General features: G+C 71.3%; 25 protein-coding genes. 10 read left to right on the top strand and 15 right to left on the bottom strand.

Annotated features, from left to right (window positions below; all coding sequences use genetic code 11):
* Nucleotides 1-14: 14 nt before the first annotated feature.
* The gene (locus FHS44_RS33360) at nt 15-239 is read right to left on the bottom strand and encodes an HGxxPAAW family protein (RefSeq protein WP_184722207.1); all 225 of its coding nucleotides are present in this window, start codon (nt 237-239) and stop codon (nt 15-17) included.
* Between the two features lie 28 nt (nt 240-267).
* Complete coding sequence (locus FHS44_RS33355; RefSeq protein WP_184722204.1) at nt 268-714, bottom strand: MarR family winged helix-turn-helix transcriptional regulator; 447 nt, start codon at nt 712-714, stop codon at nt 268-270.
* A gap of 84 nt (nt 715-798) precedes the next feature.
* Here FHS44_RS33355 and FHS44_RS33350 point away from each other — a divergent pair, with 84 nt between their 5' ends.
* Nucleotides 799-981, top strand: a complete 183-nt coding sequence (locus FHS44_RS33350) for a hypothetical protein (protein ID WP_184722201.1) — start codon at nt 799-801, stop codon at nt 979-981.
* Nucleotides 982-1,040: 59 nt separating this feature from the next.
* On the top strand, nt 1,041-1,241 hold the full coding sequence (locus FHS44_RS33345; RefSeq protein ID WP_184722198.1) for a DUF5302 domain-containing protein: 201 nt from the start codon (nt 1,041-1,043) through the stop codon (nt 1,239-1,241).
* Nucleotides 1,242-1,250: 9 nt separating this feature from the next.
* Here the strand turns inward: FHS44_RS33345 and FHS44_RS33340 are convergent, their stop codons facing one another.
* Together FHS44_RS33340 and FHS44_RS42540 are read right to left on the bottom strand one after the other, a co-directional pair.
* The gene (locus tag FHS44_RS33340; protein ID WP_184722195.1) at nt 1,251-1,916 is read right to left on the bottom strand and encodes a response regulator transcription factor; all 666 of its coding nucleotides are present in this window, start codon (nt 1,914-1,916) and stop codon (nt 1,251-1,253) included.
* Nucleotides 1,913-3,082, bottom strand: coding sequence for a sensor histidine kinase (locus FHS44_RS42540; protein WP_221461577.1), 1,170 nt, complete (start codon nt 3,080-3,082; stop codon nt 1,913-1,915). The genes FHS44_RS33340 and FHS44_RS42540 overlap by 4 nt, the downstream gene beginning before the upstream one ends.
* Nucleotides 3,083-3,485: 403 nt before the next feature.
* On the opposite strand from FHS44_RS42540, the gene FHS44_RS33330 reads away from it, so the two are divergent.
* Together FHS44_RS33330 and FHS44_RS33325 are read left to right on the top strand one after the other, a co-directional pair.
* Entirely contained in the window at nt 3,486-4,070 is a 585-nt protein-coding gene (locus tag FHS44_RS33330) for a hypothetical protein (protein WP_184722190.1), read from the top strand.
* A 156-nt stretch (nt 4,071-4,226) separates the two neighbouring features.
* A complete protein-coding gene (locus FHS44_RS33325; protein ID WP_184722187.1) occupies nt 4,227-5,054 on the top strand; it encodes a DUF3152 domain-containing protein in 828 nt (275 codons plus the stop codon).
* A gap of 12 nt (nt 5,055-5,066) precedes the next feature.
* Here the strand turns inward: FHS44_RS33325 and FHS44_RS33320 are convergent, their stop codons facing one another.
* Nucleotides 5,067-5,954, bottom strand: coding sequence for a LysR family transcriptional regulator (locus FHS44_RS33320; protein ID WP_184722184.1), 888 nt, complete (start codon nt 5,952-5,954; stop codon nt 5,067-5,069).
* A gap of 124 nt (nt 5,955-6,078) precedes the next feature.
* On the opposite strand from FHS44_RS33320, the gene FHS44_RS33315 reads away from it, so the two are divergent.
* From FHS44_RS33315 to FHS44_RS33305, 3 genes are all read left to right on the top strand, one after another.
* The gene (locus FHS44_RS33315) at nt 6,079-7,020 is read left to right on the top strand and encodes a quinone oxidoreductase family protein (RefSeq protein WP_184722180.1); all 942 of its coding nucleotides are present in this window, start codon (nt 6,079-6,081) and stop codon (nt 7,018-7,020) included.
* A 146-nt stretch (nt 7,021-7,166) separates the two neighbouring features.
* Complete coding sequence (gdhA, locus tag FHS44_RS33310; protein WP_184722177.1) at nt 7,167-8,510, top strand: NADP-specific glutamate dehydrogenase; 1,344 nt, start codon at nt 7,167-7,169, stop codon at nt 8,508-8,510.
* A 102-nt stretch (nt 8,511-8,612) separates the two neighbouring features.
* On the top strand, nt 8,613-8,927 hold the full coding sequence (locus tag FHS44_RS33305) for a VOC family protein (protein WP_184722174.1): 315 nt from the start codon (nt 8,613-8,615) through the stop codon (nt 8,925-8,927).
* Here FHS44_RS33305 and FHS44_RS33300 read toward each other — a convergent pair.
* Nucleotides 8,924-9,367, bottom strand: a complete 444-nt coding sequence (locus tag FHS44_RS33300) for a hypothetical protein (RefSeq protein WP_184722171.1) — start codon at nt 9,365-9,367, stop codon at nt 8,924-8,926. The two genes, FHS44_RS33305 and FHS44_RS33300, sit on opposite strands and share 4 nt — an antisense overlap.
* 140 nt (nt 9,368-9,507) lie before the next feature.
* Between FHS44_RS33300 and FHS44_RS33295 the strand changes: the two genes are divergently transcribed.
* Nucleotides 9,508-10,473: a TIGR03557 family F420-dependent LLM class oxidoreductase gene (locus FHS44_RS33295; protein ID WP_184722167.1), complete on the top strand. Its 966-nt coding sequence runs from the start codon at nt 9,508-9,510 to the stop codon at nt 10,471-10,473.
* 1 nt (nt 10,474) lies between these two features.
* On the opposite strand, the gene FHS44_RS33290 is transcribed toward FHS44_RS33295, so the two are convergent.
* Nucleotides 10,475-10,645 carry a hypothetical protein gene (locus FHS44_RS33290; RefSeq protein ID WP_184722165.1) on the bottom strand — a complete coding sequence of 57 codons (171 nt, stop codon included), beginning with the start codon at nt 10,643-10,645 and terminating at the stop codon, nt 10,475-10,477.
* A 532-nt stretch (nt 10,646-11,177) separates the two neighbouring features.
* Here FHS44_RS33290 and FHS44_RS33285 point away from each other — a divergent pair.
* Both FHS44_RS33285 and FHS44_RS33280 read left to right on the top strand, forming a co-directional pair.
* A complete protein-coding gene (locus FHS44_RS33285; protein WP_184722162.1) occupies nt 11,178-12,290 on the top strand; it encodes a S1 family peptidase in 1,113 nt (370 codons plus the stop codon).
* A gap of 46 nt (nt 12,291-12,336) precedes the next feature.
* Entirely contained in the window at nt 12,337-12,894 is a 558-nt protein-coding gene (locus tag FHS44_RS33280) for a snapalysin family zinc-dependent metalloprotease (RefSeq protein ID WP_184722159.1), read from the top strand.
* Nucleotides 12,895-13,026: 132 nt separating this feature from the next.
* Here FHS44_RS33280 and FHS44_RS33275 read toward each other — a convergent pair whose 3' ends face one another.
* The 8 genes from FHS44_RS33275 to FHS44_RS33240 form a co-directional block, all read right to left on the bottom strand.
* Complete coding sequence (locus tag FHS44_RS33275; protein ID WP_184722156.1) at nt 13,027-13,521, bottom strand: GNAT family N-acetyltransferase; 495 nt, start codon at nt 13,519-13,521, stop codon at nt 13,027-13,029.
* 68 nt (nt 13,522-13,589) lie between these two features.
* Nucleotides 13,590-14,729, bottom strand: a complete 1,140-nt coding sequence (locus FHS44_RS33270; RefSeq protein ID WP_184722153.1) for an NAD(P)/FAD-dependent oxidoreductase — start codon at nt 14,727-14,729, stop codon at nt 13,590-13,592.
* Between the two features lie 79 nt (nt 14,730-14,808).
* Nucleotides 14,809-16,959, bottom strand: a complete 2,151-nt coding sequence (locus tag FHS44_RS33265; RefSeq protein WP_184722150.1) for a peptidase domain-containing ABC transporter — start codon at nt 16,957-16,959, stop codon at nt 14,809-14,811.
* Nucleotides 16,956-17,153: a hypothetical protein gene (locus tag FHS44_RS33260; RefSeq protein WP_184722147.1), complete on the bottom strand. Its 198-nt coding sequence runs from the start codon at nt 17,151-17,153 to the stop codon at nt 16,956-16,958. Before FHS44_RS33260 ends, FHS44_RS33265 begins: the two co-directional genes overlap by 4 nt.
* Nucleotides 17,138-18,136, bottom strand: coding sequence for a TIGR04500 family putative peptide maturation system protein (locus FHS44_RS33255; RefSeq protein WP_184722144.1), 999 nt, complete (start codon nt 18,134-18,136; stop codon nt 17,138-17,140). The genes FHS44_RS33260 and FHS44_RS33255 overlap by 16 nt, the downstream gene beginning before the upstream one ends.
* Nucleotides 18,133-19,119, bottom strand: coding sequence for an MvdC/MvdD family ATP grasp protein (locus FHS44_RS33250; RefSeq protein ID WP_184722141.1), 987 nt, complete (start codon nt 19,117-19,119; stop codon nt 18,133-18,135). The genes FHS44_RS33255 and FHS44_RS33250 overlap by 4 nt, the downstream gene beginning before the upstream one ends.
* Nucleotides 19,120-19,205: 86 nt before the next feature.
* A complete protein-coding gene (locus FHS44_RS33245; RefSeq protein WP_184722138.1) occupies nt 19,206-19,346 on the bottom strand; it encodes a putative ATP-grasp target RiPP in 141 nt (46 codons plus the stop codon).
* A 189-nt stretch (nt 19,347-19,535) separates the two neighbouring features.
* Nucleotides 19,536-20,072 carry an FxsA family protein gene (locus tag FHS44_RS33240; protein ID WP_184722136.1) on the bottom strand — a complete coding sequence of 179 codons (537 nt, stop codon included), beginning with the start codon at nt 20,070-20,072 and terminating at the stop codon, nt 19,536-19,538.
* Between the last annotated feature and the right edge of the window lie 5 nt (nt 20,073-20,077).

The following is a 20,077-nucleotide window of genomic DNA, read 5'->3' as shown; positions in this document are numbered from 1 at the left end:
AGCGGCGGCCTCGGTCAGCTGTGGTTGTCCTGCGACACCCGGGGGGCGTCGATGATCACGTCGGAGAAGATGTCGACCACCAGGGCGATCACGCCGCCGACCGCGATGATCCCGGCTCCCACCCAGACCAGGGTCCAGTTGGGGCCCAGGCACAGGGCCACACCGCCGACGGTGAACCCGATCAGAATGACGATCACCGCAAGCCAAGACTTGAGGCTTCCTCCGTGGCTTCCAGCCATGAGCCTTTCTCCTGTTCCTCTCCGTGGATCAGTGAGGCGCGCCGTTCGCGGCGGCGATCACACGGGTCAGCGACCGGTGGAGCTCCTGCAGCTCCTCCAGGGGCATACCCAGGCGTTCGACCACGGACGACGGAATCCTCTCAGCTTCGCTCCTCAGCTCACGGCCCTTCCCGGTGAGCGTGACCAGCAGGACACGCTCGTCCTGGCTGTCCCGCTGCCGCCGGACGTAGCCGATCGCCTCAAGACGCTTGAGGAGCGGTGACAGCGTACCGGGGTCGAGTTGCAGTAGCTTGCTCAGCTCCTTCACCGACAGCGGCGCGCGCTCCCACAGGGCCAGCATCACCAGATACTGGGGGTGGGTCAGCCCCATCGGCTGCAGCAGCGGCCGGTAGACGCCGATGACGGCGCGCGAGGCGACGGCAAGGGCGAAGCACACCTGGCGGTCCAGGCTCAGGACATCGGTCACATCGCTCACGACACCTCCCAACCGACACAGTATGATAATTGGTGCACAAACCATTGTTGTGCAAAGCGTCGGCGGCCGACGAGAGGGAGTCCCATGTTTCACGGCAAGACGATCGAGGAGCGGATCGCCGAGCGTCAGGCCGGACGCCCCACCCTCAGGGAGGGCAAGCACTTCGAGCACGGCCCCGCGAGATTCGTCTTCCTCTTCGTCATCGTGTTCGTCGTCGTCGGTCACCTCGTGGGCCTGCTGGTGCTGATGGCCATGGGGGTGCACTGAGTCGCGGCGACCGTCGTGAGAGGATGATGTCCCCGCTCCGCCAGATCCAGGAGGTCCGTATGTCCGACGTCACGCCGGGTCCAGAGGGGTCCGAGAGCGCCGACGACGAGCTCAGGCGCAGGTTCCGCGAGGCTCTTGACCGCAAGAAGTCGGCCCAGGCCGACGCCGCCTCCGGCGGCAAGGGCAAGGGGTCGTCGAAGATCCACGGCGCCCACGGCCCGGTCGCGGGAAAGCGTTCCTTCCGCCGCAAGAGCGGCTGAGCCGGCTCGTCAGATCAGGCCGTGATCGCGTGCGTAGAGAGCGGCCTGGGTCCGGTCCCGCAGGCCGAGCCTGCCGAGGATTCGTGAGATGTGGTTCTTGACCGTGCCCTCGCTCAGGAACAGGCGGGAGGCGATCTCCCTGTTGGTCGAGCCGACCGCGAGGAGACGCAGCACCTCGATCTCACGGCCGGTCAGCGCGGCCGCCTCCTCACCCGCCTCCGCCTTCACCGCCGCGGGCACCTTCCCCGCGCACGCCAGCGTGGACGCCAGCCGTCTGGCGACGGAGGAGTCGAGCTGGGTGACACCGGCCCCGGCCAGCCGGACGGCACCGGCGAGGTCGGCGGCGGGCAGGTCCTTCAGAAGATAGCCCGCCGCGCCCGCCGCGAGCGCCCGTACGACGTACTCCTCGTCGTCGAAGGTGGTCAGCATGACGACGCGGCAGCGGGGCATCCGCTGGCGCAGGACCGCCACCGCCTCAAGACCGCCGGCTCCGGGCATCCTGACGTCCATCAGGACCACGTCCGGCACGAGCTCCAGGGCTCGGCTCACCGCCTCCTGGCCGTCTCTCGCGGTGCCGACCACGGTCAGGCCAGGTTGGATGCCGAGCAGGGAGGCGATTCCCTCACGGACCAGTTCCTGATCGTCGACCACGAGCACCCGTACGGTCTGGGTCATCCGACGGCCTCCGCGCGCCGGGGAATCGTCACGGTGACCACCGTTCCCGTTCCCTGGCCGCTCCTGACGTCGAAAGCACCGCCGAGGAGACGGGAACGCTCCCGCATACCGAGCAGGCCGAACCCGTCCCGCCCAGCCGACGGGGAGAAACCCTCTCCGTCGTCGGCGACGACAAGCCGCGCCGACGACTCACCGAACGCCACCGAGATCGACACATGGTCCGCGGCGCCGTGCCTGCGGGCATTGGTCAGACATTCCTGTGCGGCCCGGTAGAGGGCGGTGAGCTCCGCGGCACCGTAGCCGTCCTCCTGACCCGTGAGTTCGAGGGTGACCACCGGACGTCCGCCGTCGTCGTTCCCCGCCAGCTCGGCGAGAGCCTCGGACAGCGAGAAGTGCCGCGTCTGCGCGCGTGCCGCCCGCACCGCGCCGCGCACCTCCTCAAGAGCGCGTCTGACCGCCCGGCGGGCGTCGGCGAGAGCCCGGTCCGCGGCGGCGCCGTCCAGGTCGCGGAAGGCGGACGCCTTCTCCAACTGGATGGAGATCACGGTCAGGTGGTGGCCGAGGCTGTCATGGATGTCCCTGGCCAGCCGGGTCCGTTCCATCGTGGTGGACAGCTCGGCGACCTGACCGGCGTAGTCCGTGAGCAGACGGTGGGACTCCTCAAGCTCCCTCAGGGTGAGCTCAAGCCGTGCCCTTCCCGCCCGTTCCCCCACGGCGACCTCGGCCGTCGAGACGACGAGGACCAGCCCGAGGGCGAACATGAGCAGGTCTGAGATGTACTCCGCCCGCGTGTACCAGCCAGGGGTGGTCAACGTGAACGCCGTGACCAGTACCCCGAGACACGCCACCCCCAGCGTGACACCCGCTCTGCGCCCGAAGGCGAAGTACGCCGTGAACGGCACCAGCAGGAACAGGGCGCGGGAGAGCCCGGAGCCGTCGAAGAGCGTGACCAGGGCGAACAGTCCCAGGCGTACGGCGAGCAGCGCGAGCGCCGGTCCGGTGGACGGCCTGGCGTCGAGGCGATGCCGTCCGGTGACGTCGAGAACGAGCAGCGCGACGAGACCACCGGCGAAGACGACAGTCCGCGCCGGTTCGCCCTGCCCCGCCCCGGCCACCCCGTAGTAGACGCCGCCGACGAGCACCGAGACGTAGAGCGTGGACGACACCCACGGCACAGGCCAGGCGAATCCGGTCCCCCGCCGTCCTGCGCGGACATCCCCGCCCGTCACGGGCGTGGCCCGCGAAGGAGACATCACGCACCTCCGAACGATCGCCATGCGGCCGGGCAGGGCCGTCTCCGGCAGCGTACGCCGCCACCGGAACATCCGTCCCCGAGCCGCCCTCGCATTGGCCGTCCGGCACGTGCCGGACGGCACCGGCGCGTCCGCGAACCGTGACCTCAGGACGCGCTCACCGGTACCCACGGCACTTCCGCGCCGGATCGCGCCGTTCCTACGGTCGTCTCGTCCGTAGACGGCGCCTTCGACCGGAGAGCCGTCCCGTAGATCGTCCGGGCGTCGTCGGTCCACGCGGAAAACCCACCGGATCACGCGAAAAGGAGTTCTTCACATGTCCATCTCCTGGTTACTGCGTTTCGGCGCGATCTGCGGGGTCCTGACCGGCCTCTCCCTCGGCATCCCGGGGGTGATCGAGCCCTTCACCGGCGAAACCCCCGCGACGAGCTTCGTCGCGGGGATCGGAGGCGCCTTCGCCGCCCCGGCGGTCACCGCGTTCCACCTGCGGCAGCGCGCCGCGGCCGGGCGGTTGGGGGCGATCGCGTACGCGGTGAACGTCGTGGGCCTCGGCCTGTTCGCCGGCGTCGCGTTCTCGCTGAACCTGGTGGTCTTCTTCCTTGACGAGAGCACGGCCTCCCTGGTGCTGGAGGGGCCGACCAGGCTGGCGTTGCTCGGCTCCGTCGTCGTGTTCGTCACCGGTGTCGTCCTGTTCGGCCTCTCGATGCTCAGAGCCCGGGTGCTGCCCTGGCCCGCCGCCGCGGGCTACGGGTTCTTCCTGCCGCTGCTCGCCGTACTGGCGCCGCTGCCCGACACAGTGCTGACCAGCGTGGTCCACCTGCTGGGCTGTGCGTCACTGATGTGGCTGTCGGCGGCGACGTGGGCGGGTGCCGTGAAATCCGAGGAAGGGACCCGAGCATGACCGTCGTCCCGGGCTCCCGAAGAAGCCCATTGGGGGACATATTTCCTAAAATCCGAATATGTCGTTAATCCATCGTCCGGGGGAGAGGAACATCTCCGGCCGCCGACGGCCTCCCGAGGTGAGGGAGGTGCCGATCGGTAATATGGTTTACGGCCTATGTCGAGGAACGTACGGCTCAGCGAGCGTAAGCCCTTTTTGTGGGTCCTTGCTGTCAGCATCTCGGCCACGCTCGCGATCGGGAGCCTGGCCGTACTGACCGGTCATCCCGTCAGGGAGCGCGACGAGCCCGCGCCGCTCCCCGCGCGGGCGGACGGAGCGGCGCCCACCGGGTCCCCGACCTCCACGCCCACTCCCACGGCGCCGCCGACCCCGACAGAGGCCGCGCGCCGTACGGGGCCCGACCGGACGTTCCTGCTGGCCAACGGGCGCCGTCAGCCCCGGCGGGTCTCCGTGCCCGCCTCCGCCGGTGGCCGTTACCGCGTCGTCGCGAGCGAGGCCGCCCCTCCCCCGCCCAGGGGACGCAGGCCGGGCAAGGTGATCCGGTACGTCGTCGAGGTCGAGCGCGGGCTGCCCTTCGACGGGCAGGAGTTCGCCGACGAGGTGCACCGCGTCCTCAACGACCGCAGGAGCTGGGGGTTCCGGTTCCAGCGGGTACGGCGGGGCCCGGTGCGCATCAGGGTCTCCCTGTCCAGCCCCACGATGACCGACCGCATGTGCAGGCCGCTGGTCACCTTCGGCGCCCTGTCGTGCTGGAACCACGGGCGCGCGGTCATCAACGCCAGGCGCTGGAACGCGGGCGCCAGGGGATACGGCCGTGACGTCGCCTCCTACCACGAGTACGTCATCAACCACGAGGTCGGCCACGGGCTCGGCCACGGCCACGTGAGCTGCCCGGGACCCGGCAGGCGGGCCCCGGTGATGCTCCAGCAGACCAAGTCCCTGTACGGCTGCCGCCCCAACCCCTGGCCCTCGCCGGGACGCTGAGAGGCCGGGGGCTCAGCCCGCCGCGGCGAAGCGCTCGGCGCAGTGAGCCCGCAGCTCGCCGACCAGGTCGCGGACGACGACGGAGCTGAGCATCTCCGAGGTCGTGACGTAGCCCACGTGCCGCATCGGCGGGTCCTCCCCGAGGTCCTCCATCGCGACCTTCGGCGGCGCGTCCACGAGGGTCAGCCTCGGCACGATCGCGGCGCCGAGACCGTAGCCGACCATGGAGACCACGACCCCGTCGTCCTCGACCTGGATGTCACCCGGCGGGATCCACGCCTGCCTGGCCAGCCACGTCCTGGTCTCCGCCGAGCAGTTCTCGTGCCAGTCGATCATCGGCAGGCTGCGCGGGCAGGGATGCCCCGCGGGATAGGCCAGCACGTACGGCTCGGCGAACAGGTCACGGCCGACCAGCCCGTTCACCCGGGAGGGAAGCGTGGCGATGCCGAGATCGGCCCGGCCGTCGAGCACCTCCCCCGCGATGCCCCTGCCCAGCTCGGGCACGATGCGGACGTCCACCGTGACCTTCGGGTGGCGCCTGGCGAAGCGCGCGAGCACGATGGGCAGCAGGTGGAAGGCGGCGCTGCGGAAGGCCGCGACCCTGATGGTCCCCGCCGTGTCGCCCACGGAGGCCGCGTGCGTCTCGGCCTTCATGACGTCCATGAGCCGCAGGATGCGCCTGGCGTGCCCGACGGCCGCGGCGCCCGCCGCCGTGGGACGCGCCCCGGTGCGCCCGCGCCGGAACAGCACCGTGCCTATCTTGCGCTCCGCCGCCCGCACGGCGTGGGAGACCGCGGACTGGGTGAGACCGAGCTCCGCCGCGGCGGCGGAGAAGCCACGCCGCCTCTCGACGGCGACCAGAACACGTAGTTCACTCGCCGTCAGATCCTCGTTGGTCACGCCGCAGACGTTATATGAACGCCGCTCATGGAAAACACGATCTCATGAAGCCGGGCCCCTGGTTCATGCTCGTGGCGCTTCCTACGCTGACCGGCACAACCAACCGACCGACCAGAGGACATTCATGCGCGCCATCCAGATCACGCGGCTCGGCGGCCCTGAGACGCTGACCGAGTCCGAGGTGCCCGACCCGGTGCCCGGCCCGGACGAGATCCTCGTGGACGTCGAGGCCGCCGGGGTGAACTACGCCGACGCCGAGCGGATCGCCGGGACCTACCTTCCTCCGGACCTGCCGTTCATTCCCGGCAGCGAGGTCGTCGGGCGGACCGCCGACGGGCGCCGCGTCATGGGCCTGGCCAGGCAGGCCTACGCGAGCAAGGCCCTGATCAAGGTGGACGACGTCGTTGACCTGCCCGAGGAGGCCGTCGCGGGCGAGGCCCTCGCGCTGCTGATCCAGGGCCTGACCGCCTGGCACCTGCTGGGCACCTCGGCGCGGGTGCGCAAGGGCGAGAGCGTCGTGGTGAACTCGGCGGCGGGCGGCGTCGGCCACCTCGCGGTCCAGCTCGCCAGGGAGCTGGGCGCGGGCAGGGTGATCGCGACCGCCTCGACCCCGGAGAAGCTCGAACTGGCGCTGAGCCTGGGCGCGGACGCGGCAGTCGACGGCTCGGCGGAGGGCTACGCGGAGCGGGTGATCGAGGCCAACCTGGGCAACCGCGCCGACGTGATCCTGGACGCGGTCGGCGGTGACGTCTTCGACGCGGCGCTCGGCGCGGTCGCCGAGTTCGGCCGCCTGATCAGCTACGGCACCGCCTCGCACAAGGACCCGAGCCCGGTGGACGTCGGCCGTCTCCTTGAGACCAACGTCGCGGTGGCGGGCTTCTGGATCAGGCCGCTGCTGGCCAGGCCGGGCGGCTACCGGGCACAGCTCAGCGAGCTGCTCGAACTCACCGGCTCCGGCAGGATCCGCCCCATCGCGGGCCGCGAGTACGCCCTCGCCGACGCCGGCAGGGCACTCGGCGACGTCCTCGCCCGCCGTACGACGGGAAAGGTCGTGCTGCGCCCCTGAGAAGCGCCCCTGAGCCCCGCGCGTGGCCGCCGTCCGGGCCTGGACGGCGGCCACGTACGCTGGGAGGGCGATTGGGACGCGCCGGACACCTCCCCCTAAGGTGGGGCGCAGAAATGCGCCTACTACGAGGGGTAGGGAATCACCTGATGCTGCATGAGCGACTGTCGTCGATCTACGAGAACGTGCTCCGGCGCAACCCGGGGGAGATCGAGTTCCACCAGGCCGTCCGCGAGGTGCTGGAAAGCATAGGACCGGTGCTCGGCAAGCACCCCGAGTACGCCGAGTCGAAGATCATCGAGCGGATCTGCGAGCCGGAGCGGCAGATCATCTTCCGGGTCCCGTGGGAGGACGACCGCGGCGAGGTCCACATCAACCGTGGCTTCCGGGTCGAGTTCAACAGCGCCCTCGGCCCCTACAAGGGCGGCCTGCGCTTCCACCCTTCGGTCTATCTCGGCATCGTGAAGTTCCTCGGCTTCGAGCAGATTTTCAAGAACAGCCTGACCGGCCTGCCGATCGGCGGCGGCAAGGGCGGCTCGGACTTCGACCCCAAGGGCCGCTCAGAGCGCGAGATCATGCGCTTCTGCCAGAGCTTCATGACGGAGCTCTACCGCCACATCGGCGAGTACACCGACGTCCCCGCCGGTGACATCGGCGTCGGCGGACGCGAGGTCGGCTACCTGTTCGGCCAGTACAAGCGCATCACCAACCGCTACGAGTCCGGCGTGATCACCGGCAAGGGCCTCACCTACGGCGGCGCGCAGGTGCGCACCGAGGCCACCGGGTACGGCTGCGCGTTCTTCGTGGACGAGATGCTGAAGGCCCGTGGCACGTCCTTCGAGGGCAAGCGCGTCGTGGTCTCCGGGTCGGGCAACGTCGCCGTCTACACGATCGAGAAGATCCGCCAGCTCGGCGGCGTCGTGGTCGCCTGCTCCGACTCCTCCGGATACGTCGTGGACGAGAAGGGCATCGACCTCGATCTCCTCAAGCAGGTCAAGCAGGTCGAGCGCCAGCGGATGAACGTCTACGCCGAGCGCAGGGGCTCCCAGGCCGTCTTCGTCTCCGGCAGGAGCATCTGGGAGGTGCCCTGCGAGGTGGCGATGCCGTCGGCGACCCAGAACGAGATCACCGGCCGTGACGCCGGGCTGCTCGTCGGCAACGGCTGCGTCGCCGTCGGCGAGGGCGCCAACATGCCCACGAACCCGGAGGGCATCCGCGTCTTCCAGGAGGCGGGCGTCGCCTTCGGCCCCGGCAAGGCCGCCAACGCGGGCGGGGTCGCGACCAGCGCGCTGGAGATGCAGCAGAACGCCAGCCGCGACTCGTGGACCTTCGAGTTCTCCGAGAACCGCCTGCAGCAGATCATGCGCGACATCCACGCCCGCTGCCTGAACACCGCCGACGAGTACGGCATGCCCGGCGACTACGTGGCCGGTGCCAACATCGACGGGTTCAAGCGCGTCGCGGACGCGATGCTCTCCCTCGGCCTGATCTGACGGCCTGGATCTCCCCGGCCGATCACCTGGCCGCCTTGACCGGCTGTTCTGACAACGGCGTCCGACAGCCTGGTCGGTGCCCGCGAAACCGTAGGAGGACGCATGGCACCGAGCCCCACCCTGATCGTGATCTACACCCCCGCCCTTGAGGCCTGTCGCGCCTTCTACGCCTCCCTCGGGCTCGATCTCAGGGGCGAGCGGCACGGGACGGGTCCCGCGCACTACGCCGCCGTTCTGGGCGACGGGGCCGTCTTCGAGCTCTATCCCTCGTCACCGCGGCGTACGACCGGCGCGCTGCGTCTCGGGTTCACCGTGGACCCCGGCCTGGCCATAGACGGCACGACGCTCACTCCCGGCCGTCACCTCTTCCACGACCCGGATGGCAGGACCGTCGAGGTGCACGTCCCGCCTTCCTAGCGGGTGCGGGCCCGCCATCCCGGCCTGCGGAGCAGGTCACGGCGCTCCAGCAGGTAGGTGAGCTTCGCGGCCGCGGTCCGCACCGCCTCCTCGTGACGGTGCCGCCGCTCGGGGACGGCGCCGCTCCAGCGTTCGAGGACGTGGGCCATCTCGTCGGCGACCTCGCCGATCACGCGGTGCCGGGTGCCGAAGGCGTACAGGTCGCCGTGCACCTCCTCGACCACGTCCTCCTCGACCCGGCGCGTCAGCGGCCTGATCCTCCTGAGGATGTCGGCGTCCATGGACGTGGTGACCGGCGCGCGTCTGGCGTCTCCCTCGGGGACCATGACGAGCGCCCTGATCCGCGCCACCGCCAGGGCCCGTTCGGGCTGCGAGGTCGAGGGATGCCCGGCGAGGTCGAGCAGGCGCCTGAGGGTCTCCTGTGTCTTCTCGTCGAACATGGAGACCTGTTCCGTTCTTCTCGTCCTGGCGGCCGATCACATGCTATTCGACGGAGTGGCGGCTTAGCCGTACGGCAAAGAACCTCCAGATCCCGACTTTCCGGGCGAGTCTCGTGGAAGCGGAGGGTAGGGACCGGGGCATGGTAGCGATCGGTTACACGATGATGTGTGAGCAGACTCCCGCCCGGCAGCTCGTCGAGGACGTCGCCGAGGCCGAGCGGGCAGGGTTCGACTACGCGGTCATCTCCGACCACTACTTCCCGTGGATCGAGGAGATGGGGCACTCGCCGTACGCCTGGTCGGTGCTCGGCGCGGCGGCGCAGGCCACCGAGCGGCTGCCGCTGATGACGTACGTGACCTGCCCGATCATGCGTTACCACCCGGCGGTCGTGGCGCAGAAGGCCGCCACGATGGGGGAGCTGACGCGGGGGCGCTTCACGCTCGGCCTGGGGGCGGGCGAGAACCTCAACGAGCACGTGATCGGCGAGGGCTGGCCTCCCGTGGACACCCGGCACGAGATGTTCCGTGAGGCCGTGGAGATCATCAGGGAGCTGTTCGAGGGGAACTACACGACCTACCACGGCGAGTACTTCGACGTGGACTCCGCCAAGCTGTTCGACCTGCCTGACGACCCGGTGCCGATCGCCATCGCCGCCTCGGGTGGCCGCTCCGGGGAGATCGCCGCGGAGTACGGCGACGCGCTCGTCGCGACCGATCCCGACGCCGACCTGGTCGGGCTGTTCGCCGCCGCCGGAGGGCGGGGCAAGCCGGTCTACGGTCAGCTTCCCGTCTCCTACGGCCAGGACGCCGAGGCGGCCAGGGAACGGGCCCACCGGCTGTGGCGCTGGTCCGTCCCCGGCTGGAAGGTCATGGCGGAGTTGCCCGCGCCGGTCAACTTCGACGCCGCCACGCGGACCGTGCGCCCCGAGGACGTTGCCGAGACCGTGCCGTGCGGCCCGGACCTGGAGGCGGTCGTCGAGGCGGTGCGCCGCTACACCGAGGCGGGCTTCACACACGTCGCCCTGGTCCAGATCGGCCACGAGCACCAGCGGGAGTTCCTCGACTGGTCGGCCAAGGAGCTGCTGCCCGCGCTGCGGGGCCTGTAGGTCAGACGGCCGCCTTGCGGTGCGGGTAGACATGTCCCAGCTCGTGGTCGACCGGCAGGACACACCGGCGTCCCGACTCGGTGCTGGGGCAGCGGGGCGCTTCGAGACGCCGAGGGAGCGGCCGCTCCTCCTCCAGCCCGAGCTCGCCGTCCTCGGCAGGCTGGTGGGTCATCGCGCGCATCCTCCTGTGACCGCCCCAGGCCGTGCCGGGCGCGATATCCGTGTGAGCCGTGAGTCAAGCAATCTATCCCCGGGGGTTCCGCCTGGCCCAGGACCGGGGGTTTGACGCTCCCCCACGTGATCGTTGTCAGGAAATGGGGGATATGCGCCCCCACTGACTGATCTGTGGCCGAAGAACCGGGAACAACCGGCGACGATCACGCGTTCGCCGTTTCGGTCGCCTCACCCCGCTGGAGAGACGCTCGCGGGTCCCTCGCGGGCGGTGGGCGGAGGGCGACGGCGGGACGGGCAGCCCTCGGGGGGACAGCTCGTCCCGCCATCCCCGCGCCCCTACATCGCCGAGGCCGCGCCGTCCCGGAGAGGCCGCCGATCCGGCCCAGAAGGCATGCGGATGGCACGGGGAGCCCCCGCTGAGCAGGGGTCATAACGCGGTGACGTCATACCACTGCGGTAGGGAGTTTTTGCCACATTGCCCAGGCATGCCCTGACAAATACTTTGACAGCACCCCTCACAAGGAGTGCATATGTTGAGTAAGCGTTCCCTCCTGTCCGGCGCCGCCGTCGCCGCCCTCTGCCTCGCGGCCACCGTCTCCCCCGCATCCGCACAGCCGGCCGCGCAGCCCGCCCCCTCGATGATCGAGGCACTCCAGCGCGACCTCGGCCTCACCGCGGAGCAGGCCGTCACCCGGCTGGCCAACGAGGCCCGCGCCGCGAGCACCGAGGCTCTCCTGAGCAGGACGCTCGGCGCCGGATACGCCGGTACCTGGCTCAACGCCGACGCCACCCAGCTCCTGGTCGCCACCAGCGACCCGGCGTCGGTCTCCGCCATCAAGGCCAAGGGCGCCCTGCCCGTGGTCGTCAGCCGTTCCCTCGCCCAGCTCGACGCGCTCAAGGCCCGCCTTGACCAGGCACCGGCCCAGGCGCAGGCGGGCGCCTCTCTGTGGTACGTGGACCTGCCGACCAACAGCGTCGTCGTGGTCGCCAAGCAGCGCGAGGCCGGCGAGGCCCTGCTGTCGGCGGCCGGGCTCGGCGGCGACGTCGCGCGGGTCCAGGTCTCCGGCGAGCAGCCCCAGACCTACGTCAACCTCAGGGGCGGCGACCCGTACTACATCGGCAGCGGCAGCCGTTGCAGCATCGGCTTCCCCGTCACCAGGGGCAGCACCCCCGGCTTCGTCACCGCGGGCCACTGCGGCAGGGCGGGCCAGACCACCAGCAACCCCTCCGGCACCTTCCAGGGCTCGTCGTTCCCCACCAACGACTACGCCTGGGTCGCCACCCCCGGCCACACCCCGCAGCCGTGGGTGAAGTCGGGCAGCACCAACGTCATCGTCAAGGGCTCAACCCAGGCCCCGGTCGGCTCCTCCATCTGCCGCTCCGGCTCCACCACCGGCTGGCGCTGCGGGACCATCCAGCAGCACAACACCTCCGTCACCTACTCCCAGGGCACCGTCTACCAGGTGACCCGCACCAGCGTCTGCGCCGAGCCCGGCGACTCGGGCGGCTCGTTCATCTCGGGCAGCCAGGCCCAGGGCGTCACCTCGGGCGGCTCCGGCAACTGCTCCTCGGGCGGCACGACCTACTACCAGCCCGTCAACGAGATCCTGCAGACCTACGGGCTGACCCTCAAGATCGGCTGACCGCCCTCCTCCCGGCGTTACCCCCCAGACCGAGGAGACCAGCAAAGTGTTGAGAATCATCCGCCTGACCGTCGCGTTCGTCCTCGGACTCGCCTTCCTCGCGACCGTCACCCCCGCGCAGGCGGGGACGGCCTCGGGCGAGGCCGTCGCCGTACGGGTGCTCAGGTATGACGCCAGCCGGGCCGCCGAGTTCCGCTCCGCGATCGACCAGGCGGCACAGGTGTGGAACTCCAGCGTCACCAACGTGCGGCTGGTCGCCGGCAGCCCAGCCGACTTCGTCGTGTACGCGGACAACGGCTGGCCCCGCACCCAGCCGACCAGCCTTGGCCGCGGCACGATCTGGATGGGCAGGCAGGCCACCGCGGAGGGCCACAACCCGCTGCGCATCGCGACCCACGAGATCGGTCACGTGCTGGGACTGCCCGACCGCCGCACCGGTCTGTGCTCGGACCTGATGTCCGGTGCGAGCGCGGGCACGAGCTGCACCAACCCCTACCCGAACGCGGCGGAGAAGGCCGAGGTCGAGCGTAACTTCAGGGGCTACACCCCGCTCGTCGACTTCGGCAGGGTCTACGTCGACAGCCCGGAGCCCGCGGCGCGGTAGCGGGCATCACGGGTGAACCCGCGGGTGGGACCCCCACCGGTTCCCGCCCGCGGGGACGTGGACGGACCTTTTCAAACCAGCGGCCGGTACGGCGGAGCGCTCCGCCGTACCGGCCGTCGTCGTGAGCCGCCCTCAGAGGCGTTTCTCGAAGCAGTGGGAGCCCGCGAGGCGCTCGTAGGGCGCGAAGAGCGGGATGGCGACGTAGCCCTCCCGCTCGTACAGCCGCACGGCGTCCGGCTGGCGGTCGCCCGTCTGCAGGATGATCCTGGGGGCGCCGAGCGCGCGGGCCGCCTCCTCGACGGCGGTGAGCAGCGCGCGGGCCACGCCCGTCCCCCGGTGGGAGGGCGCGACGAACATCCGCTTCAGCTCCAGGTCGTCGCCCAGCCAGCGCAGTGCGACGTGGCCGACGGGGAGGTCCGCCCCGGCGTAGGCGACCCCGGTGTAGGCCACGGTGTGCGCCTCGACGTGCATGCCCCGGGGCAGGTAGTCGGGGTTGCCCGCGACCCGGTCGGCGTATCTCGCCCCCATCTCCTCCGTCATCGCCCCGCGCAGCGCGACGGCCGCGGCGTCGTCCCAGCCGACCGACCTGACCTCGACGACGTCGGCTCTGTCCGCGTATGCGGTCATGCTGGCGCTCCCTGCCTCTCCGCGGGCCTCTCGCACGGGACTGCTCCCGGACGAGGGTAACCCTCCCCTCAGCCCAGGATTCTGGCGGCCCCGAAGCCCGCCGCCAGCTCGCCGCCGCCCTCGAACCTGGACGGCGCGAAGGCCGCGAGCCGGGGATCCGCCTCACCGAGGACAAGCCTGGCCACGTGCTCCCCCCAGGCGGGAGCGAGCTTGAACCCGTGCCCGCTGGTCCCGGCGTCGACGAGGACGTGCTCGGTGACCCGGCCCGTCACCGGCTGCCAGTCGGGGCTGACGTCGTACAGCGAGGCCCATCCTCCGACGGGTACGGCCCTGCGCCGGGCCGGGGAACGCCTGGCCGAGACCGTGGCGAGCCTGACCGTCTCTTCGGGGGTCACCGTACGCTCGAAGTCGTCAGGATCGGCCGGGGAGGCGGGCACCACCCCGCCGACGAGATACTGCGTGCGCGGCTGCGGGGTCGAGTAGTAGCCCCCGGCCACGTCGATCAGCACGTACGGCACGAGCCCCGCCGCGTCCGCGGGATCGTGTTCCAGGATCGCGACGACGTGCCGCTCCACGGTCAGCGGCAGGTCGACGCCGAGGGGCCGCAGCAACGGCGCCGTCCACGGCCCCGCGGCCACCAGCAGCGTGCCCAGGTGGTGCGTGCTCCCGTCGGCCGTCGTGACGGTCACCCCACGGGCACCCTCCTCGATCGCGACCACGGGCCGGTCGAGGAGGAACTCGGCCCCGTGCCCGCGTGCCGCCTCGGCCAGGCCGAGCGTGGTGGCGAAGGGGTCGGCGTACCCGGCCCCCGGCTCCCACACGGCGACCGCGACACCCTCGGTCTCCAGTTGGGGCAGCGCCTCGGGGCCGAGGGTCTCCGCGCCAGGCCCGAGGCGCGCCGCCGTCTCCCGGGCCGCCTGGACGTCGTCGGGGCCGTGCAGGTAGAACGCCCCGGTACGGCGGAAGCCCGACTGTCCCCCGCCCGTCCGCTCACCGAAGTCGGCCAGGAAGGCGATGCCCTCGTGGGCGACCTCGGCGAGGAAGGGATCGGTGTAGTAGGCCCGGCAGATGCCGCCCGAACGTCCCGTCGGTCCCGAGGCCGGGGTGCTCCGGTCGAACACGACGGTCGAGACGCCCCTGCGGGCGAGGTGGAAGGCCGCGCTGACCCCGTGGACTCCGGCTCCGACGATCCCGACGTCGTACGACACACCACCACATCCTCAAACCAGGCTTTGTCCCCAAAAATACCCATAAAGCTGATAGGAAAACCAGGTTTTCGGACATCACCTACCCAAGAGGGAGTTCGGCGTTGTCGGTCTGCGCGGCGACCAGGGCCGCATACCGGCCGCCCCTGGCCAGCAGGCCCTCGTGGGTGCCCCGCTCGACGATCCCGCCCTGGTCGACCACCAGGATGAGGTCGGCGTCCTTCACGGTGCTCAGCCGGTGGGCGATCACGATGCGCGTCTGGGTGAGCCAGCCGAGGTTGGCCTCGATCCGCGCCTCCGTCGTGCTGTCGAGGTGGCTGGTCGCCTCGTCGAGCAGCAGGATCCTGGGCCGGGACAGCAGCGCGCGGGCGAGCGCGAGCCGCTGCCGCTGGCCGCCGGACAGGCCGCCGCCCTCCATGAGGACGGTCTCGTAGCCCATGGGCATCGCGCTGATCTCCTCGTGCAGGCAGGCCAGCTCGGCGGCCTGCACGATCCGGTCCATCGGCGCGTCCGGGGCGTTGAGCGCGATGTTCTCCCTGATCGACCCGGTGAACAGCGACGGCTCCTGGGTGACGACACCGAACTGACGCCGCAGCGAGCGCAGGTTCAGCTCCGTCAGCGGCACCCCGTCGTAGCTGACCCGCCCCTCGGAGGGGTTGTGCAGGGCCAGCAACAACCTCGCCAGGGTGCTCTTGCCCGCCCCAGAGGGGCCGACCAGGGCGACCTTCTGCCCCGGGCTGATCGAGACCGAGATGCCGCGCAGCGTCCACGGCCCCCGGGGGTCGTGCCGGAAGCCAACCCCGTGCAGCTCGATCGACCCGCGCAGCCTGAGCACCTCGATGCCCGCCGCGGACTCCGGCTCGGAGGCGAGGATGTCGGACAGCCGGTCGAAGTGCGCCCCCGCCTGCTGGAGCCCCTGCAGACTCGACATCAGCGAGCCGAGGGGGGTCAGCGCCGCGGCGGCCAGGGCGTTGAGCGCGAGCAGCGCGCCCAGCGTCAGCTCCCCGTCGAGCACCCGCCACGCCCCGATCCACAGCAGCGCGAGCGGGGCCAGCAGGCGCAGGGTGCCGAGCGCCGCCTCAAGGAGCCCCTGGGCCAGCCCGCCCCGCATGTCGGCGTTGAGCTGGGTGGTGAAGTGCCGCGACCACTGTTCGACCGCCCGGTGCTCGGCTCCCGACGCCTTCAGCGTCTCGATGCCGCCGATGGCCTGGACGAGCTGGCTCTGCGTCGCGGAGAAGGCGCTGAGCTCCTCCTGGGTCAGGAGGCTGACCCTGCGGGCCGTGGCCAGCAGCAACAGCACCTGCGTCGCGGCGAAGCCGAGCAGGCACAGCCCCATGACCGCGTCCCAGCCGAAGACGAGAACCATGTAGCCCAGCGCGAGCGGCCCGTCGAGCAGCGCCGAGAGAACCTGCCCGGTCAGCATGTCGCGCAGCACCGCGACGCTTCCCGCCCGCGTCATCAGGTCGCCCTTGCCACGCAGCGCGAAGTAGCGGTACGGCAGGGCGACCAGATGGGAGACCACGCCACCGGTCAGCTCCGCGTCCGCGCTCGCCCTGATCGCCACCAGCAGCACCGAGCGCAGATAGCCGACCGCGAACTGGGTCACGGCGGCGAGCGCCAGCCCGATCCCGATCATCGGGAGCAGGTCACGCGCCCCCGAGGGCAGGACGCGATCGACCAGCGCCTCGGAGAAGAACGGCAGTGCGAGGCCGAGGAGCTGCAGCAGCAGGGAGGCCAGGACCACCTGGGCGAGCAGCCCCTTCCTGCGGGCCAGCAGCGCCCGGACGAACCGGCGGCGCCAGGCGGCGCCCGCGCTCGATCGGCCCCGCTCGAAACCGGGTCCCGGCTCGAAGGCCAGCAGCACGCCGGTGAAGCCCTCGTCGAACTCCTCCGCGGTGATCCTGCGGCGGCCACGTCCCGGATCGACGATGCCGACCCGGTCCCGCGCCCAGCGCTCGACGACCACGAAGTGCTTGAACTCCCAGTGCACGATCGCGGGCATCGGCACCCGCTCCAGGTCGGCCGGGGCCAGCGAGAAGGCCCGCGCCTTCAGGCCGCACTCGACGGCCCCCTCCCGCAGCGCCTTGGCGCTGAGGCCGTCCCTGCCGATCTGGAGCCGGTCGCTGATCTCCTGCAGCGAGACGCGCCTGCCGTGGTAGGACAGGACCATCGCCAGGCAGGCGGCCCCGCACTCGGTCGCGCTGTTCTGCAGCACGACGGGCACGCGTCTCATGCCCCGCCTCCCAGCCGCTCCCCCAGCGCAAGGGCGAAGACGCCCCCGGCGACCAGCAGCAGCGCGACGAGCGCCCAGAGCGCGACCAGCCTGCCCGTCCCGACCGTCAGCGGGACGTCCTCGCGTCTGACCCGGTTCCGGTAGCGGCGCAGGGACTCCTCCCGGTAGATGCCGTCGCTCACGACCAGTGCCATTCGATCGTGGCCCGGGCCCGGCGCGCGGCCAGCCACTCGGAGAACGCGGCCCGTCCCGCGGCGGCCAGCGTCCGCTCATCCTCGCGGGCCTCGTGCCGGGCCAGCACCGTGCCCGCCAGGAAGGCCCCGCCGTACGGCACGGGCCCGACCGTCTCCCCCGGTGCCATGTCACGCAGCGGCTCGGGGAGGTCGAGGGCCGGGCGTTCGGCGATCGTCGTCTCGACGTCTCCTGCGGCCGCGAGGGCGGCGAGTCCCCCGTCGGCGGCGCGGGCGAGGTCGCCCGTGTGGGCCGCGACGCCGTTCTCCCGCCCGGTGATCCAGACCGCGCGCACCAGGTCGAACGCCCGGGGGTCGGCCGCGAGGCGGGCCGCGCCGAGTTCGGCCTCCTTGCGCCGCCGGAAGGCCCTGCGCCTGGCGACGCCGCCGATGTAGGTCTCGAACCGCTCGGGCGTCATGCCCATCTCGGCGAGCCAGGCCAGCGTCGTGGCCCTGTCGTACAGGCCCCTGCCCCTGCGGAACTCGTCGGCCGCGGCCTGCAGGTCCTCCGTGGGGACCGGCTCCGTCTCGTCCGCGACCTCGTTGAGGATCAGGCACTGGTCGACGATCTCGTCGTGCGGCGTCGTGTCCCGGCGCGACAGCGATTTGATCATGGTCAACGCCTGGGCGACCGACAGGTGGACGTCGTCGACGCTGACGAGCTGCCCAGCGGCCCAGTGCGTCGAATGATCGACCAGCCAGGGCACACCGTCCTCGGTCTGGACGGTGAGGGCGACCGTACCTCCCCGGGGGTCCTCGACCAGGAGGTCGAAGTCGACAACGGGGGTGCCTGGCCGTTCGTCCACGACGAGCTGGGCCCGCAGGTCCGGGTGCTCCAGCGCCCATCCGGCCGCCGCCCGCCTGGCCTCCTCGACGTGGGCGCGGCGGCGGGGCAGGCCGCGCAGCAGCCGCACCCCGGATTCGAGCGCGGTGGCGAAGTCGCTCATCGCCCTTCTCCTGTCCCGGCCGTGGCCAGCCAGTCGGCGATGGCGTCGGCGACCGGCAGCCCCGCCCGCTGTTCGACGAAGCCCCAGGCGCCGTTGGGGTTGATCTCAAGGAACACGTACTCCCCCTCCGGGGTGAGGATGAGGTCGATCGCGCCGTAGGACAGGCCGAGCGAGGTCACCAGGTCCGCGCACCGGCGTTCCACGTCGCCGGGGAGCCGGTGCGCGCCGTAGCGCACCCGGTCGTCGTCGTAGTGCCGCCAGTCGTCCTTCGCGGTGCGTGACGCCTGGGAGTCGATCTCGGCGGCGAAGACCCGCTCGCCGACCACGATCACCCGCAGCTCGACCGCCTTGGGGACGTACGGCTGGAGAATGACCGGTTCGTGCCCGAGCCGGTGGCGCGAGGTCAGGTGGCGCCGGGTGACGACGGTGGTGTAGGCGCGGTGGTCGGCTCCGTCGAGGGTGAACTCCGCCGAGTCGATCTGCTTGGCGACAAGACGCCCCCCGGCCCGCCCGTGGGCGGGGACCAGTTCGCGGGGGTCGTTGGTGTAGACGGTCTCCGGCACCCGGAAACCGAGGGCGACGGCGTGCGCCATGTGAACGATCTTGTTGTGCGCCCGGCGCTCGGTCTCCCCGCGCGCGGGCATCCACCGGGCGGACGTGAGCTCCCAGGCGCCGTCGAGCAGGAACCGCGCCTGGGAGACGACGTGACGGCGGTGGGAGGGGTCGGTGACGTTCGCCGCGGGCGTCGGCGGGTTGGGGCGCCGCCGCCACACCGCGCGCACCTCGGCCAGGTCCAGGGGAGTCTCGCCCGTCCCGGGATCGAGCACGAGGCGGTGTCCCCCGTCGCCGAAGGTCACGGTCAGGTGGCCTCTGGCGGGGAAGTCGCCGGGATCCCACCAGGTGACCGGCGCCCGGCGCCGCCTCAGCCCGGCGAGCACCATCTCGACCGCCTCGTCCCGCCGGTCGCTCAGAATCAGGATCACGCCGCCCTCGCCGTACTTTGCGTTCGGAAACCGGACCGCCGGCCGGGTGGGAACCCGGCCGGCGGCGGATGTCATCGTGGCGAAGCTCAGACCGACCACTCGGCGGGCTTGCCCTTGATGTACCAGGTCACGTGCCAGCGACCACCGGACACCTCGCCCAGCTCGGCCTCCGACAGCTCGGCGCCCTCAAGCGCCAGGTCCTCAAGGCTGATCCTGTTGTCCTTCACGAGCCTCCCCCTTCCTTGCCGTGCCGGGAGCGACGTCCCGGCGTTTCGTGCCTTACGGAAGGGGACGCTACGGATGCCCTCTTGTGATCATCTGGCGGATGACTTGTGAACCACTGGAGCTGCCCGTCCAGGCGGTCTGGGCAACGAAAAGGCCCGCCCCGGGCGGGACGGGCCTGTCTTCGGGAGGTCTCAGTGCTCGGTGAGGCCGCGACGGGGGTCGCGTGGCTCCCGCGCGCCCGGCTCCTCACGGATGACCTCGCCGTGGATGACGGGACCAGAGCCGGGCCGCTGGACGTCCCCGAAGGGGAAGCCGGGGATGTCGCCGAACGGCGTGCCCGCGCCGGGAACCGTCCTGGCGAGCGCGTCGACCCTGCGGGCCAGGAAACGGGCGCCGAACCCGCGGACCAGCGGCCTGGTGAAGGGCAGCAGGAACAGCAGGCCCGCCACGTCGGTGACGAAGCCGGGGAAGAGCAGCAGCGCGCCACCGGCGACGACCATGGCGCCGTCGGCGAGCTCACGCTCGGGCATCCGGCCGCTCTGCAGCGCGCCCTGCAGGTTCTTCCAGGCCCTGCGGCCCTCCCTGCGGACGATCCAGACGCCGAGCGCGCTGCCCGCCAGCAGGAGAAGGAACGTGGGCCAGCCGCCGATGACCTGGCCGACCTGGATGAGCACCAGGACCTCAAGGACCGGGACCATCAGGAAGAGCAGGAGCAGCACAGAGCGCATCTTTT

Source organism: Streptosporangium saharense, from assembly GCF_014203715.1.
GTDB lineage: Bacteria > Actinomycetota > Actinomycetes > Streptosporangiales > Streptosporangiaceae > Streptosporangium > Streptosporangium saharense.
The sequence above is the reverse complement of the archived record's forward strand: the minus strand, read 5'-3'. Positions and strand labels throughout refer to the sequence as shown.